This window comes from Acidovorax sp. GW821-FHT09B03 (genome assembly GCF_059418305.1).
Map to the genome: position 1 here is coordinate 54,163 of NZ_JBWKPP010000017.1, position 12,535 is coordinate 66,697.

The 12,535-nt window shown below is 66.4% G+C and carries 14 protein-coding genes; 8 read left to right on the top strand and 6 right to left on the bottom strand.

All coding sequences use genetic code 11. The features are described from left to right. Nucleotides 1-40 precede the first annotated feature (40 nt). From AC07PA_RS24865 to AC07PA_RS24875, 3 genes are read right to left on the bottom strand one after another with little or no spacing between them, the layout of a single operon-like run. Nucleotides 41-274, bottom strand: a complete 234-nt coding sequence (locus AC07PA_RS24865) for a 4Fe-4S dicluster domain-containing protein (protein WP_007856045.1) — start codon at nt 272-274, stop codon at nt 41-43. Between the two features lie 27 nt (nt 275-301). Then, nucleotides 302-2,041 (bottom strand): fumarate reductase/succinate dehydrogenase flavoprotein subunit, encoded by a 1,740-nt coding sequence (locus AC07PA_RS24870; RefSeq protein ID WP_494609118.1) that lies wholly within the window; start codon nt 2,039-2,041, stop codon nt 302-304. Continuing rightward, nucleotides 2,038-2,829 carry a GntR family transcriptional regulator gene (locus tag AC07PA_RS24875; protein ID WP_494609117.1) on the bottom strand — a complete coding sequence of 264 codons (792 nt, stop codon included), beginning with the start codon at nt 2,827-2,829 and terminating at the stop codon, nt 2,038-2,040. Before AC07PA_RS24875 ends, AC07PA_RS24870 begins: the two co-directional genes overlap by 4 nt. A gap of 265 nt (nt 2,830-3,094) precedes the next feature. Here AC07PA_RS24875 and AC07PA_RS24880 point away from each other — a divergent pair, with 265 nt between their 5' ends. The 8 genes from AC07PA_RS24880 to AC07PA_RS24915 all read left to right on the top strand — a co-directional run bounded on the left by AC07PA_RS24880 (nt 3,095) and on the right by AC07PA_RS24915 (nt 8,694). Then, entirely contained in the window at nt 3,095-3,610 is a 516-nt protein-coding gene (locus AC07PA_RS24880; RefSeq protein WP_494609116.1) for a DUF1697 domain-containing protein, read from the top strand. A gap of 144 nt (nt 3,611-3,754) precedes the next feature. Then, nucleotides 3,755-4,504: a hypothetical protein gene (locus AC07PA_RS24885; RefSeq protein ID WP_494609115.1), complete on the top strand. Its 750-nt coding sequence runs from the start codon at nt 3,755-3,757 to the stop codon at nt 4,502-4,504. 227 nt (nt 4,505-4,731) lie between these two features. Then, nucleotides 4,732-5,571, top strand: coding sequence for a fumarylacetoacetate hydrolase family protein (locus tag AC07PA_RS24890; protein ID WP_007856052.1), 840 nt, complete (start codon nt 4,732-4,734; stop codon nt 5,569-5,571). A 19-nt stretch (nt 5,572-5,590) separates the two neighbouring features. Then, nucleotides 5,591-6,178: a VOC family protein gene (locus AC07PA_RS24895; protein WP_494609114.1), complete on the top strand. Its 588-nt coding sequence runs from the start codon at nt 5,591-5,593 to the stop codon at nt 6,176-6,178. Nucleotides 6,179-6,283: 105 nt separating this feature from the next. Further along, nucleotides 6,284-7,273, top strand: coding sequence for a Bug family tripartite tricarboxylate transporter substrate binding protein (locus AC07PA_RS24900; protein WP_494609113.1), 990 nt, complete (start codon nt 6,284-6,286; stop codon nt 7,271-7,273). 62 nt (nt 7,274-7,335) lie between these two features. Beyond that, nucleotides 7,336-7,887: an NADPH-dependent FMN reductase gene (locus AC07PA_RS24905; RefSeq protein ID WP_007856057.1), complete on the top strand. Its 552-nt coding sequence runs from the start codon at nt 7,336-7,338 to the stop codon at nt 7,885-7,887. Further along, nucleotides 7,884-8,321 carry a nuclear transport factor 2 family protein gene (locus tag AC07PA_RS24910; protein WP_494609112.1) on the top strand — a complete coding sequence of 146 codons (438 nt, stop codon included), beginning with the start codon at nt 7,884-7,886 and terminating at the stop codon, nt 8,319-8,321. Before AC07PA_RS24905 ends, AC07PA_RS24910 begins: the two co-directional genes overlap by 4 nt. Nucleotides 8,322-8,361: 40 nt before the next feature. Continuing rightward, nucleotides 8,362-8,694 (top strand): YciI family protein, encoded by a 333-nt coding sequence (locus tag AC07PA_RS24915; protein ID WP_494609111.1) that lies wholly within the window; start codon nt 8,362-8,364, stop codon nt 8,692-8,694. Nucleotides 8,695-8,718: 24 nt separating this feature from the next. On the opposite strand, the gene AC07PA_RS24920 is transcribed toward AC07PA_RS24915, so the two are convergent. The 3 genes from AC07PA_RS24920 to kce form a co-directional block, all read right to left on the bottom strand. Then, nucleotides 8,719-10,425: a tannase/feruloyl esterase family alpha/beta hydrolase gene (locus AC07PA_RS24920; protein ID WP_494609110.1), complete on the bottom strand. Its 1,707-nt coding sequence runs from the start codon at nt 10,423-10,425 to the stop codon at nt 8,719-8,721. Nucleotides 10,426-10,585: 160 nt separating this feature from the next. After that, the gene (locus tag AC07PA_RS24925; RefSeq protein ID WP_494609109.1) at nt 10,586-11,494 is read right to left on the bottom strand and encodes an SDR family NAD(P)-dependent oxidoreductase; all 909 of its coding nucleotides are present in this window, start codon (nt 11,492-11,494) and stop codon (nt 10,586-10,588) included. A 55-nt stretch (nt 11,495-11,549) separates the two neighbouring features. Further along, the gene (gene kce, locus AC07PA_RS24930; protein ID WP_494609108.1) at nt 11,550-12,491 is read right to left on the bottom strand and encodes a 3,5-dioxohexanoate:acetyl-CoA acetone transferase; all 942 of its coding nucleotides are present in this window, start codon (nt 12,489-12,491) and stop codon (nt 11,550-11,552) included. Nucleotides 12,492-12,535: the final 44 nt, after the last annotated feature.

Here is a 12,535-nt window from a genome sequence, read left to right on the forward strand (position 1 = left end):
CTCCGGTTGGATAGACAGGGCTGCTGCCTCGAACAGGTTCTCAGCGCAGCAGATACGGGATATCGACCGTGACGGCCCCGGTGGGGCAGTCCTTTTCGCAGGGCATGCAGTACCAGCACTCGTCGAATTTCATGAAGGCCTTGCCTTTGCTGAGATCGATGGCGAGCACGTCGAGCGGGCAGACGTCGACGCAGACGGTGCAGCCCTTGTGGGCAATGCACTTGTCCTCGTCCACGCGCACGGGCACGCTGGTGGGGTTGAAGGCGAGTGGCATGGGGTCTTCTTGGGGTGTTGGGGGTGGTCAGGTCTCGGCCGTTTCACGCGCCGTGGCGGGCACGCGCAGGTGCTGGTAGGCCAACATCTCGTGGGCATCCAGCGGCACGATGTAGGGATCGATCGGCCGCTTGAAGCTCACCATGGCCTCGCCCTGCTTTTGCAGCTGCGTGTGGCAGAACCAGTCGCGGTCGTTGCGCTCGGGGAAGTCCACGCGGTGGTGGTACAGACCCCAGCGGCTCTCGGTGCGGTACAGCGAGGCGCGTGCGGCCATCTCGGCGCAGTCGCGGATGGCGTGCACCTCCATGGCGCGCATCAGCTCATGCGGCCCGGGGGCGCTGAGCTGTTCCAGGTCCTCGTGGATCTGCTCGAAACGCGCCAGCCCGATCTCCATCTTGCGCGTCACCTTGGGCGGCTGCAGGTAGTCGTTGACCATGCGGCGCAGCTTGTATTCGACCTGCGCGGGCGGCAGGCCGCCGCTGCCCCGCAGCAGCGGTGCGGTGACACGCGCATGCTCGCGCGCGACCTGCCCGGCATCGAGGGCGGGCAGTTCGGTCTCGGCGCAATGGCGCGCAGCGCTTTCCCCGGCGAGCCTGCCGTAGACGAAGGCGCCGAGCATGTAGTTGTGCGGCACGCAGGCCAGGTCGCCTGCCGCATGCAGGCCCGCCACGGTGGTGCGCGCGTGTTCGTCCACCCACACCCCCGAGGCCGAGTGGCCGCTGCACAGGCCGATCTCGGAGATGTGCATCTCCACCATCTGCGCGCGGTAGTCGGTGCCGCGCCCGGCATGGAAGCGGCCCCGGCTCGGGCGTTCGTTGGTGTGCAGGATGTGCTCGATGGTGGCGATGGTCTCCTCGGCCAGGTGGTTCAGCTTGAGGAAGACGGGGCCGTTGCCGCCCTGGAGTTCGTTGTAGAACTCCATCATCATCTGGCCGCTCCAGTAGTCGCACTCGATGAAGCGATCGCCCTTGTTGTTGGTAGTGTGGCCACCGAAGGGTCCGGTCACGTAGGCGCAGGCAGGGCCGTTGTAGTCCTTGATCAGCGGGTTGATCTGGAAGCACTCGATGCCCGAGAGCTCGGCGCCCGCGTGGTAGGCCATGCTGTAGCCGTCGCCCGCATTGGTCGGGTTCTCGTAGGTGCCGAAGAGGTAGCCCGAGGCCGGAAGCCCCAGCCGCCCGGCGGCGCCGGTGGCCAGCACCACAGCCTTGGCGCGGACCACGTGGAACTCGGCCGTGCGGCAGTCGAAGGCCATGGCGCCGGCAATGCTGCCATCGGCCGCCGTGAGCAGGCGCGTGACCACCAGGCGCTGCGTCATTTCCACCCGCGCACGCTTGAGCCGCCGGTAGAGCACGTTCTTGATGTTGTGCCCCTCGGGCATGGGCAGCACGTAGGTGCCCATGTGGTGCACCTTGCGCATCGCGTAGTCGCCGGTCTCGTCCTTCTCGAACTTCACGCCCCAGCGGTCGAGCTCTTCGATCATCGCGTAGCTGTTGCGCGCATAGGCCATGACCGTCTTCTGGTTCACGATGCCGTCGTTGGCCGTGGTGATTTCCTTCACATACTGCTCGGGCGTGGCGAACCCCGGCACCACCGCGTTGTTCAGGCCGTCCATCCCCATCGAGATGGCGCCGCTGCGCTTGACGTTCGCCTTCTCCAGCAAGAGCACTTCGAGCGCGGGATTGGCCTCCTTGGCCTTGACGGCGGCCATCGGGCCGGCCGTGCCGCCGCCGATGACCAGCACGTCCACGGTGCGGGTAATGGTGTTCATGGGGTGGCCTTTGCGGGGTGGTTGCGGTCGGGGGCCGGCGGCGTGCGCGCAATGCGCAGGCGGTGCTGGAAGGCGTCGCCGCGGAAGTACAGGTCTTCGAAATCCAGCGGCGCGCCACTGGCGGTGTGGGTCAGGCGCTCCACATGCAGCACGGCCGTGCCCTCGGGCACGCTCAGCGCCCGCGCCAGGACTTCGTCGGACAGCATGGCCTCGATCTGCAGGTCGGCGTGGCCGAGTGCGATGCCGTAGTCGTTCTCCAGGATCAGGAAGATGTCGCGCCCGGCCAGGTCCGCCTGGCGCAGGCGCTCGCCGATGGCGTGCGGGAGATAGGTCACCTCATAGGACACGGGCGCCCGGTTGAGGTTGCGCACGCGCTTGATCTGCGCCACGGGTGAACCCTGGTCGAGGCCCAGGCGCTGGGCGACGCGCGGCGAGGCCGGCACGGTCTTGTGGCTCGTGACCTGGTTGCGGATCTCGTAGCCCATGCGCACCATGGCCTCGGCGAAGCCTTCGAGCTGGCCGAGGTGCTGGAAGGCCTTGGGCTTGGTGACGAAGGTGCCCTTGCCCGGGATCTTGAAGATCAGGTTCTCACGCTGGAGGTCGCTCAGCGCCTGGCGCACCGTGATGCGGCTGACCTGGAACAGCGCCACCATGTCACTTTCCGACGGTAGCTGGGCATGGGGTGCGTAGGTGCCATCGAGGATGCGCTCGCGCAAGGTTTCGCGCACCTGCGTGTAGAGGGGAACGGGCGAAAAGGCGATCGGTGCGAGGACCTTGGCTGAAGACATGGGCTGACTTGTTATGACCAGTTGGGTTGGGTCAAATGCTATTCAGCGATGCTTCTTTGGTTAAATAACCAAAACGTGCTTCTATATTTGAAAAATGCTGAGTGTGCGGATGGTCCGCATCGGCATTGGCATCGCGCAGTCCCGCGCGCCATGCCGGTTGTCCAAACCCGTGGCACCGGCCTTGATGTGCGCGGGGTGATCCGCCCCGAACACGTCTCTCTCTCAGGCGGCAGTAGACTTTTGTCAAACCACACCTGGAGTGACTGTGGAACGCTATGTCGCTTTTCTGCGGGGCGTCAGCCCCATGAACTGCAAGATGCCAGAACTCAAGCGCTGCTTCGAGGCGGCTGGCTTTTGCGATGTGAAGACCCTGCTGTCCAGCGGAAACGTGGCCTTTTCTGCAAAGCCCAACATCGTTCCCATCCTGGAGGGCGCGGCAGAGGCCGCAATGGAGATGCACCTTGGACGGATTTTTCAAACCATTGTCCGTCCGTCTTCCTTCCTTGGGCGGCTGTTGGGGCGGGAGCCGTTCGCGGATTTCAAGCTTGCCGCCAACGCGAAACCGGTCATTACCTTTCTTCGCAAGCCCTGCGACGCAGAGATCGCGCTTCCGCTAGGGCCAGCGCACGCCCGCATCCTCAAGCTCGAGCACACGGAAGTGTTTTCAGCCTATGTTCCCGACGAGAAAGGCGCTGCGCTCGGGGCCCTGCTCGAGAAAAATTTCGGCAAGGCCATCACGACCAGAACGCTGGAAACGGTGCGAAAGTGCGCTGCCTCCTAGCGGTGGTGTGGAGCGAACCGATAAACTAGGCTGCGCTGGCTCCAGGTCCGCGAGGGCGTGGTGCGGGGCCAGTGTGCCACCGGTGTTGACGTCGGCCGGAGACGCTTTAGGTCCGCGATGTCGCTCCACACAAGGGTTCCCGGCATGGCCAGATCGAACAAGCGCCTCGTCGAGCTGCCTCCTCCACCTGCCTCCCATTTCGCAGTGCAGGCTTCCGATGGAGTCGCGCTGGACCACCGGGTGGAGACCGCGCGCAGACGGCGGGAAGAAATGCGTGCGCGCATCCTGGCCGCCACCCAGCGGGTGATGGTGCGGATCCGCGACGATGCCCCGGTGATCGAGGATGTCGTGCGAGAGGCCAAGATCTCCCGCGGGACGTTCTATACCTACTTCGACTCGCTGGACAAGGCCTGTCTGGCGGCCGGCCTCCAGGCACAGGACCAGATGATGCGGGACATCGACCAGCTCCACAGCTGCCTGAAGGAGCCCTGGGCACGTGCCGCCGTGGGGTTTCGCGTGTTCATGGTCCGTGCCTGGCAGGACCCGCTATGGGCTTCGTTCGTAGTGCGGCTGGACACCTGGCAGTGCGAGTCGCGGCTGGGCAAGAGCATCCTGCGCGATCTGGAGGACGGCAGGGACGCCGGCTATTTCCACTTCCAGGATGCGATCGCGGCCACCGAGTTCGTGCTGGGTGCTTCCGCCAACACCGTGCAGGCCTGCCGGCGCGGAGTGGCAGACCTGCAGCGGTACATGGAGACTGCACAGCACATGCTGTTCCTCTCGCTGGGTGCCTCGGCGGAGCTGGCCGATCGTGCCGTGGCGTTTTCCCAAAAGCATCTGGAGGCGTGGGAGTCTGGCGAGCTGCAGGCATGGTTGCCGCTGAAGGCTGACTAGCAGGCCAGGCCGGTTGCGCCGCGGCATTCGCAGCAGGCGGTGCAGTCCCGCGCGGGCGCCTGGCCCGCGACACGCATGCCGTCGCCTGGCTGCCGTGCGCCTGCGGCGGATGACAATTCGTCAATTTGACCCAAGGTATCTCTCGATGGTGGCTGCACCGGTCTCTTCGCATACTTCGTGCATTCGCCACGTCGCTTGCTGCGACAGGCTCTGCAAGAGACCGATTCATGAAATTGCTACGACATGGCCCCGCAGGCCAGGAGAAACCCGGTGCCCTGGATGCCGATGGGCAGGCACGCGACCTGTCGCTGCTGGTGGCCGACTTCACCCCCGACTGGCTGGCACCTGAGAAGCTGCAGGCCCTGGCTGCGATCGACCTGGCGCGCATGCCCCTGGTCCCCAAGGGCACGCGGTTCGGCACGCCTGTTGCCGGAACACGCCAGTTCATCGCCATCGGGCTGAACTACCGAAAGCACGCGCTCGAGGCGGGCATGGAGATCCCCAAGGAGCCGGTGATTTTTTCGAAGGCGATCACTTCGCTGTCCGGGCCCGACGACGACGTCACGCTGCCTCCGGGTGCCGAGACCGGTGACTGGGAGATCGAGCTCGGCCTCGTGATCGGCAGCACCGCGCGCCAGGTCGCGGTCGACAGGGCACTGGAGCATGTCGCCGGATACTGCCTCGCCAACGATGTGTCGGAACGCGACTGGCAGACAAAACGCGGGGGCACCTGGAGCAAGGGCAAGAGCTTCGACGGCTTCGGCCCGATCGGGCCCTGGCTGGTGACCCCGGACGAGCTGGAGGGCCTGCAGGGCATCCCGCTGGAGCTGCAGGTCAACGGCCAGGTGCGCCAGCGCAGCAGCACGGCGGACATGATCTTCTCCGTGGCCGAGATCGTCTCTCACCTCAGCCAGTTCATGACCTTGTTGCCAGGCGATGTGGTGATCACCGGCACGCCGGAAGGAGTGGGGCTGGGGACGAAACCGGAACCGGTGTTTCTCCAGCGCGGCGACGTGATGACCCTGAGCGCAGGGCCCCTCGGCACCCAGCGCCAGCGTGTCATTTGAACCAGGAGCAATGCACACCATGTCCACCCCAATTCGCCCGCAGAGCTTCGCGCATGTCGTCTACCGAACCTACCAGTTCCAGCGCATGCTCGACTGGTATGTCGCCGTGTTCAACGGCGAGGTGCAGTACCAGAGCCCGGTGATCGCCTTCGTCACCTACGACCACGAACACCACCGCGTTGCGCTGCTCAACCTGGGGATCATCAAGGGCGAGGGCGAGTCCGGTGCGCGCTCTCCACGTGGCCAGCCCGGCATGGACCACGTCGCCTACGGCTACCGCGATCTGACCGAGCTGCTGGACAAGTACGAGGAGCTCAAGGGCAAAGGTGTGATGCCCTACTGGTGCATCCACCATGGCATCACCATCTCGCTCTACTACGCGGACCCCGACGGCAACCAGATGGAGTTCCAGGCCGATTGCTTTGACGACAACGATGCGGCCAATGCCTTCATGGATGGGCCGCATTTCGAGACCAATCCGATTGGCGTCGAGTTCGACCCCGAGGACCTCCTGGCACAGCTGCGCGCGGGAGCTCCGGCATCCGAATTTCTGCCCCGGCGTGTGCAGCTCCCGGTGTCGGACATCCGCGGATCGCTGATGGGCTGACGCCGAGCCACCGATCTCTCTTCTCTCTTCGTTCGCTGCCACGCGCCTGCGGTCTTGCCGGGGCAGCGGTGGCTGAGGGCGCACTGCGCCACTGACTGGATCCCCATGAAGCCCCTTCCATTGGCATCGGCCCTGTGCCGGGTCGCCCTGTTCGCCGGCATGGCGGCCTGCTCGGCCCTTGCGCTGGCGCAGGACACCTATCCTTCGCGCCCGATCACCCTTGTCGTGCCGTTTGCCGCCGGTGGTGCTGCCGATACGGCACTGCGGGCTTTCCAGCCCGCGCTGCAGCGCAGCCTGGGCCAACCCGTGGTGATCTCCAACCGGGCGGGCGCTGGCGGTGCCATCGGTGCCACGGCCGTGGCCAACAGCAAGGCCGACGGCTACACGCTGCTGTTCACCTTCTCGACCCTGGCCACCCTGCCCGAGCAGGCGATCGTGAACCGGCAGACGCCGCCGTTCACGCTCGAGCAACTGCTTCCCGTGGCGCGCATCACGTCGGACCCGGTGGCCATCGTGGTCCGTGCCGACAGCCCTTTCCGCTCGGCGGCCGAACTGATCGCAGCGGCCAAGGCGAAGCCCGGTGAAGTCACCTACGCCTCCAGCGGGAACTACGGCCCGAGCCACATTCCCGCCGCCATCCTGGCCGATGCGGCCGGCGCCAGGTTCAACCACATCCCCTATACCGGTGGCGCGCCCATGATCACCTCCTTGCTGGGCGGCCAGGTGGATTTCGCGGTGTTCAGCCGCTCGCTGATCTCCGCGCAGGTGGAGTCCGGCAAGCTCCGCTACCTTGCGACCTACGGCACGGAGCGCTGGACCAGGGCCCCTGTTCCCGCGTCGTTGGCAGAGGCGGGCCTGCGCATCGACTATGTCAACTGGCTTGGCGTCTTTGCGCCCTCGCAGACGCCGCCCGAGGTCGTGCGGCGCCTGCAACAGGCACTGCGCGGGGCCGCCGCCGACGCGACCTTCGCCGACACCTACAGCAAGAGCGGCGGCATGGTCACCTACCTGGATGGGCCGGAGTTCCAGCAGTACTGGTCTGCCGAGATCCAGCAGGCCCGGGACATCATCCGCAAGATCGGCAAGGTCCAATGAAACACGCCAGCACCGGCTGAGGCCCGTGCTGCCGCACAACCCCCAACCATTTCAGGAAATCCATGCAAGCCATCGACGTCGCCATCCTCGTGGGCAGTCTGCGCCGCGAATCCATCAACCGCAAGCTGGCCGACGCGCTCGTGCGCCTCGCCCCGGAGAACCTCCGGTTTCGCCATGTCGCGCTCGACGAGCTGCCGATGTACAACGGCGACCTGGAGGCCAACCGGCCCGAAGCGGTGAACCACTTCACACGCGAGTGCGCACGGGCAGATGCCTTTTTGTTCGTGATGCCGGAGTTCAACCGGTCGCTGCCCGCAGTGCTCAAGAATGCCATCGACTGGGGTTCCAAGCCGATGGATCGCAACGTGTGGCGCGACAAGCCGGTGGCCATGACGGGCACGTCGCCGGGCGCCATCGGCACCGCTGTCGGGCAGCAGCACCTGCGCCAGATCCTCGGCATCCTGGGCTCCAGCGTGCTGGGCGGAGAAGCCTATGTGTCTTTCAAGCCAGGATTGATTGACGCGGCCGGGGACATTGCCGTCGAGGACACGCGGGTCTTTCTGGCTGCCTACATGCAGCGGTTTTCGGCATTCGCCGCCAGGTTGGTCCCATGAACACCCATCCCCCTGTGGCCGCGGCAGACGCGCTCGACGAGGCGGCCTGCACGCGCCTGTGCATTGACTTCGCCAACCACATCGATGCGCGCCGGTACGGCGCGTGGCTTGACCTGTTCACCGAGGATGGGGTGCTCGACCGCATGGGCACGCGGATGTGCGGCCATGCCGAGCTGAAGCGCTTCCTGGATGCGCGGCCGGCCACGGTGGCGACCTGCCATCTGTGCACCAACATCCGCGTGGAGCGGGCATCGCACGACGAGGCCACCGGCTTTTGCTATGTGCTGTTCTTCAGCGGCGTGGCGGGCGAGCCGGGCGCGCCCGCCACGGCGGCAGGTGCGCCGTCCGTCGTGATGTACCACGACCGTTACCGGCGCACGGCAGCCGGCTGGCGCATTGCCGAACGCCGCATCGAGATGGCGATGAAGCCCTGACCCACCCCTGCGTTCCGTTTCCCATGGAGTGACCACAGACATGCTGTTCATGCTGTACTGCACCGATGCGCCCAACCAGTCGGAACGCCGGGCGGCGCTGCGACCCCAGCACAAGGCCCAGGTCGCCAAGGTGGCAGACCATCTGGCGCTTGCAGGCCCCTTGTTCGCCGAGGATGGCGTCACCATGATCGGCAGCCTGGTCGTCGCCGATTTCCCGGACCGCGAAGCGCTGGACGCCTGGCTGCGCGACGAGCCTTACACGCAGCAGGGCGTCTACGCAAGCGTTTGCATCCACCCGTTTCTCAATGTGTGGCCGCAGAAGGCGGGGGCGCCGCCGCGTGATCTGGGGCGCATCACCGCGTTCGCGCGCTGACGTGCCCCTCTTGATGGCAGGCGGCTACTCTGCGCAGGTAAATGACGCAGCCAGATTCACGTCGCCCGAGCCTTTGTACTTTGGCCACAGGGGATGGTCGCAAAGGGGCCGGGTCCGCCCGGGGACCCCTGTGGCGTCGGTGGTGATCTGGTTGCCGGGGGCGGTGCCGCTTTCAACCCAGCGCTCCAGGGCCGTCAGCGAGTCCCAGGTGGCATTGAAGGCCGTGCTCACCGCATGCCCGAGGCCGGGGACCTCGTAGTAGCGAGCGAAGCTGCGCACGCGCTCCGGGCCCATCTGGCTCTGAAGACGACGGTAGTAGTCCTCCGTGGCGCGTGAACTGACCAGCACGTCGGCCAGACCGTGCGCCAGCAGGAGTTTTCCTCCCTTCGCTGCGAAGGCTGAGATGTCGGTTGCGGTGTCCAGCTGGCGGCTGAGCTCGCTGATGCGGGGGGCCCAGGGGCCGGGGTTCTCGGGGTCCAGCAGCAGCGAGTTGAAGCTGGCGTCGCGCGTCACCGAGTACTTGATCCACTGGTCCACCAGCACGCTGATGTAGGGGGCTGTGCGGGGCACGGGCATGGCCGGCGCGGTGGTGCCCAGCGCGAGGAAGGTCACCGTGGGTTGCACGGGAGACGGGTTGGACGCGATGCCCAGGTCCGCACCCCAGACGTTGTAGCCCGGGTAGCGTGTTTCGCCGCTGGCCAGCGGAAAATGGAAGACCGTGTCGGTGTTCATCACCTTGAGCGCGCGGATCTGCGCGTCGGACAGGCAGTTGTCACCGGTATCGGCGCCACCTGCGCAGCGCAGTGGCGCACCGCCCGCCGTGGCCAGCACCGGGTCGAAGCTGGCATTGCATTGCCTCTGGTTGCTGATCAGCCCGTCCTGGATGCCGTCGAGCGCGTCGCAGGCCTCCATGGCGGCCTTGTAGACGAGTGCCCGCTTGGGCACATTGGGGTAGGCGCCCGGCTGGGCCAGGGCGATGTTGCTGCGATGCCCACCCAGCAGTGCCGCCGCGTCGTTCCACGCCGGGTACCAGGCAATGGCACCGTCCCAGTCGGCTGGCCAGCGCTGGATGGCGGCGAGCGCTTCGCGGCCGCCCGTGGAACCCCCTGCAAAGTACGATTTCTGTGGATGGGCAGCGTAGCGCGCCTTGACGATGTGCATGGCCGCGTCGCGCGTCTTCTTCAGCGCATCGCCGCCAAAATTGCGCACGGCTTCGTCGCTCAGGCCCCAGGTCCCGTCCTGCGAACCATAGGTGTTGGCCTGGTGGCCCGAGTCGCTGGCAAACGTCGCATAGCCGCGGCCCAGCGGTGTCGGCTGGTCCAGGGGGCCGTTGGAGACATTGCCCCGCACGTTGGGAACCGAGCCGTTGAAGCCGCCGCCGCCAAACATCATGGCCTTGTTGTTCCAGGCCATGGGCAGCGCCACGTTCAAGCGGATATCGGGTGCCGCGGCGTCGACAGGGCCGATGCGTGCGGTGACCAGGCAATGGGCCGGTACCGTGGCGACGCCGCTGCCGCTCGCTTCGACTGGAGTGGCGGTGAGCACGCTGCCGCCCGATGTAGGCAGTTGGATGGCGGATGCCGGGATGGCCAGCCCCGCCAGCTTGTCGCAGGCCAGGGGTGCCGGCGCAGCGTCCGCCGAGCCATTGCCGCCGCAGGCAATCACCGCGGCGCTGGCGAGGGCCAGCACAGCCCACCGTCCGGGGGTATTGAGCGCATAGAACTGTCTCATGCTTGTCTCCTTGTGTTTTTGGATGGAATGCCGGGCAGCGCCTAGGGCCGCCGCCCGAGACGAGTCTCGATGGGCCCGACGGCGCGGGCAATGTGCGCGCCAGACACCTGGGATGCCCGGCACATGTGCGTTGCCCACGGTGTCGGGCGCCAGGCCGCCGTCAGACAGCGGTGGCGATCTGCGCCTGCAAGCCCGCCTTGGCGAGTTCGTGCCGGTACTGCTCCCATCCCGAGGCGGGGACCATTTCCTGCGCACGGGACTGCACCTGCGGCAGCCTGCTGCGCACCACCTCGGCGGCGTCGGGGCCGCCGCTGACATGGATGCCTTGGGTCATGGTGATGTGGGCGCTTTCGAAGCTGCCGGCGCCTGCCAGCAGGATCATGCGGGTGGGCGCATCGTCGGCCACCAGAGCGATCAGCCCTGGGCTGACCCGTTCGGGCGCCAGGCTGTCCAATGCGTCCTGCGGCAGCACGCCATGCGTCATCCCGGTGGCGGCGCTGGGCGCCAGGCAGTTGACCCGGATGCCGTGGCGTTCCCCCTCCAGCGCAAGCGTCTGCATGAGGCCGACCAGCGCCATCTTTGCCGCGCCGTAGTTGGCCTGCCCGAAGTTGCCATACAGCCCCGAAGATGAGGTCGTCATGACGATGCGGCCATGGTCTTGCGCGCGCATGAGTTCCCACACCGCGCGGGTGCAGTGCACGGCCCCCATGAGGTGCACTTCCACCACCAGGCGAAAGTCGTCCAGCGACATCTTGGCGAACGACTTGTCGCGCAGGATGCCCGCGTTGTTCACCAGGATGTCGATCCGTCCCCACAGGCCGGCCGCCTTGTCGACCATGGCCTGCACCTGCTCCGGCTGGGTCACGTCGGCGCCGTCCACCATGGCCTCGCCCCCGGACTGCAGGATCTCCGCGACCACGCGCTGGGCCGGGGAGCCGGTGCGCTCGGCACCCAGGTCGTTGACGACCACGCGTGCGCCATGGCGCGCCAGCTCCAGCGCGTGCGAGCGCCCCAGACCGCCGCCGGCTCCGGTCACGATGGCCACTTTGTTGTGCAACAGCTTGCTCATTGATTTTCCTCTCGCTTCGTTCAGATGAATCAGTTTTTTTCAGGGGCGCACGGGTTCAGATGGCCGTCGCGCTCGCGCCTTTGAGGCCGAGCATGGTCCGCGCCTCGGCGGGGCTGGCGACTTCCAGGGACAGCTCCTGCAGGATGCGCCGGATCTTGTGCACCTGGTCCGCGCAGGAGGTGGCCAGTTGCCCCTTGCCCAGGTACAGGCTGTCCTCCAGCCCCACCCGCACGTTGCCGCCCATCGCCGCCCCGATGGTGAGCAGCGGCATCTGATGGCGCCCGGCGCCCAGCACCGAGAAGCGGTAGCCCTTGCGGCCGAACAGCCGGTCGGCCGTGGACTTCATCACGTATAGGTTCTCCGGGTCGGGCCCCAGCCCACCCAGGATGCCGAAGATGGCCTGGATGAACAACGGCCCCTTCACCAGCCCTTCGTCCACGAAGTGGGCCAGGTTGTGCAGGTGGCCCACGTCATAGCACTCGAATTCGAAGCGGGTGCCGCAGTCCTCGCCCAGCACCTTCAGGATGTGCTTGATGTCGCGGAACGTGTTGCGAAAGATCAGGTCTTCCATGCCCTCGATGTAGGGCTTTTCCCAGCCATGGCGCCACTCGGAGATCTTGCGCGCGGCGGGGTGGATCGAGAAGTTCATGGAGCCCATGTTGAGCGAGCACATCTCCGGCTGGGCGAGCAGCGGATAGGCCAGCCGCTCCTGCAGCGTCATGCGCGTGCTGCCTCCGGTGGTGATGTTGATGACCGCATCCGTGGCGGCCTTGATGCGCGGCACGAACTGCGCGAACACGGCGGGGTCGGCGGTGGGGCTGCCGTCGGCGGGGTTGCGCGCATGCAGGTGCAGGATGGCCGCGCCAGCTTCGGCGGCGTCGATGGCTTGCCGGGCGATCTCATCGGGTGTCAGCGGCAGGTAGGGGGACATGCTGGGTGTGTGCACCGAGCCTGTCACGGCGCAGGAGATGATGACTTTGTTCAGGTGGTTGTCCATGGCGTTGCTCGGAAAACGGGTCGCAAGGAGAGGTGGGGAAAGGA

Coding starts and splice junctions, on each gene's coding strand:
- AC07PA_RS24890 (WP_007856052.1), top strand. CDS start 4,732: ATGAAATTGCTACGACATGGCCCCGCAGGCCAGGAGAAACCCGGTGCC.
- AC07PA_RS24875 (WP_494609117.1), bottom strand. CDS start 2,829: ATGTCTTCAGCCAAGGTCCTCGCACCGATCGCCTTTTCGCCCGTTCCC.
- AC07PA_RS24900 (WP_494609113.1), top strand. CDS start 6,284: ATGAAGCCCCTTCCATTGGCATCGGCCCTGTGCCGGGTCGCCCTGTTC.
- AC07PA_RS24910 (WP_494609112.1), top strand. CDS start 7,884: ATGAACACCCATCCCCCTGTGGCCGCGGCAGACGCGCTCGACGAGGCG.
- AC07PA_RS24925 (WP_494609109.1), bottom strand. CDS start 11,494: ATGAGCAAGCTGTTGCACAACAAAGTGGCCATCGTGACCGGAGCCGGC.
- AC07PA_RS24895 (WP_494609114.1), top strand. CDS start 5,591: ATGTCCACCCCAATTCGCCCGCAGAGCTTCGCGCATGTCGTCTACCGA.
- AC07PA_RS24870 (WP_494609118.1), bottom strand. CDS start 2,041: ATGAACACCATTACCCGCACCGTGGACGTGCTGGTCATCGGCGGCGGC.
- AC07PA_RS24915 (WP_494609111.1), top strand. CDS start 8,362: ATGCTGTTCATGCTGTACTGCACCGATGCGCCCAACCAGTCGGAACGC.
- kce (WP_494609108.1), bottom strand. CDS start 12,491: ATGGACAACCACCTGAACAAAGTCATCATCTCCTGCGCCGTGACAGGC.
- AC07PA_RS24865 (WP_007856045.1), bottom strand. CDS start 274: ATGCCACTCGCCTTCAACCCCACCAGCGTGCCCGTGCGCGTGGACGAG.
- AC07PA_RS24885 (WP_494609115.1), top strand. CDS start 3,755: ATGGCCAGATCGAACAAGCGCCTCGTCGAGCTGCCTCCTCCACCTGCC.
- AC07PA_RS24905 (WP_007856057.1), top strand. CDS start 7,336: ATGCAAGCCATCGACGTCGCCATCCTCGTGGGCAGTCTGCGCCGCGAA.
- AC07PA_RS24920 (WP_494609110.1), bottom strand. CDS start 10,425: ATGAGACAGTTCTATGCGCTCAATACCCCCGGACGGTGGGCTGTGCTG.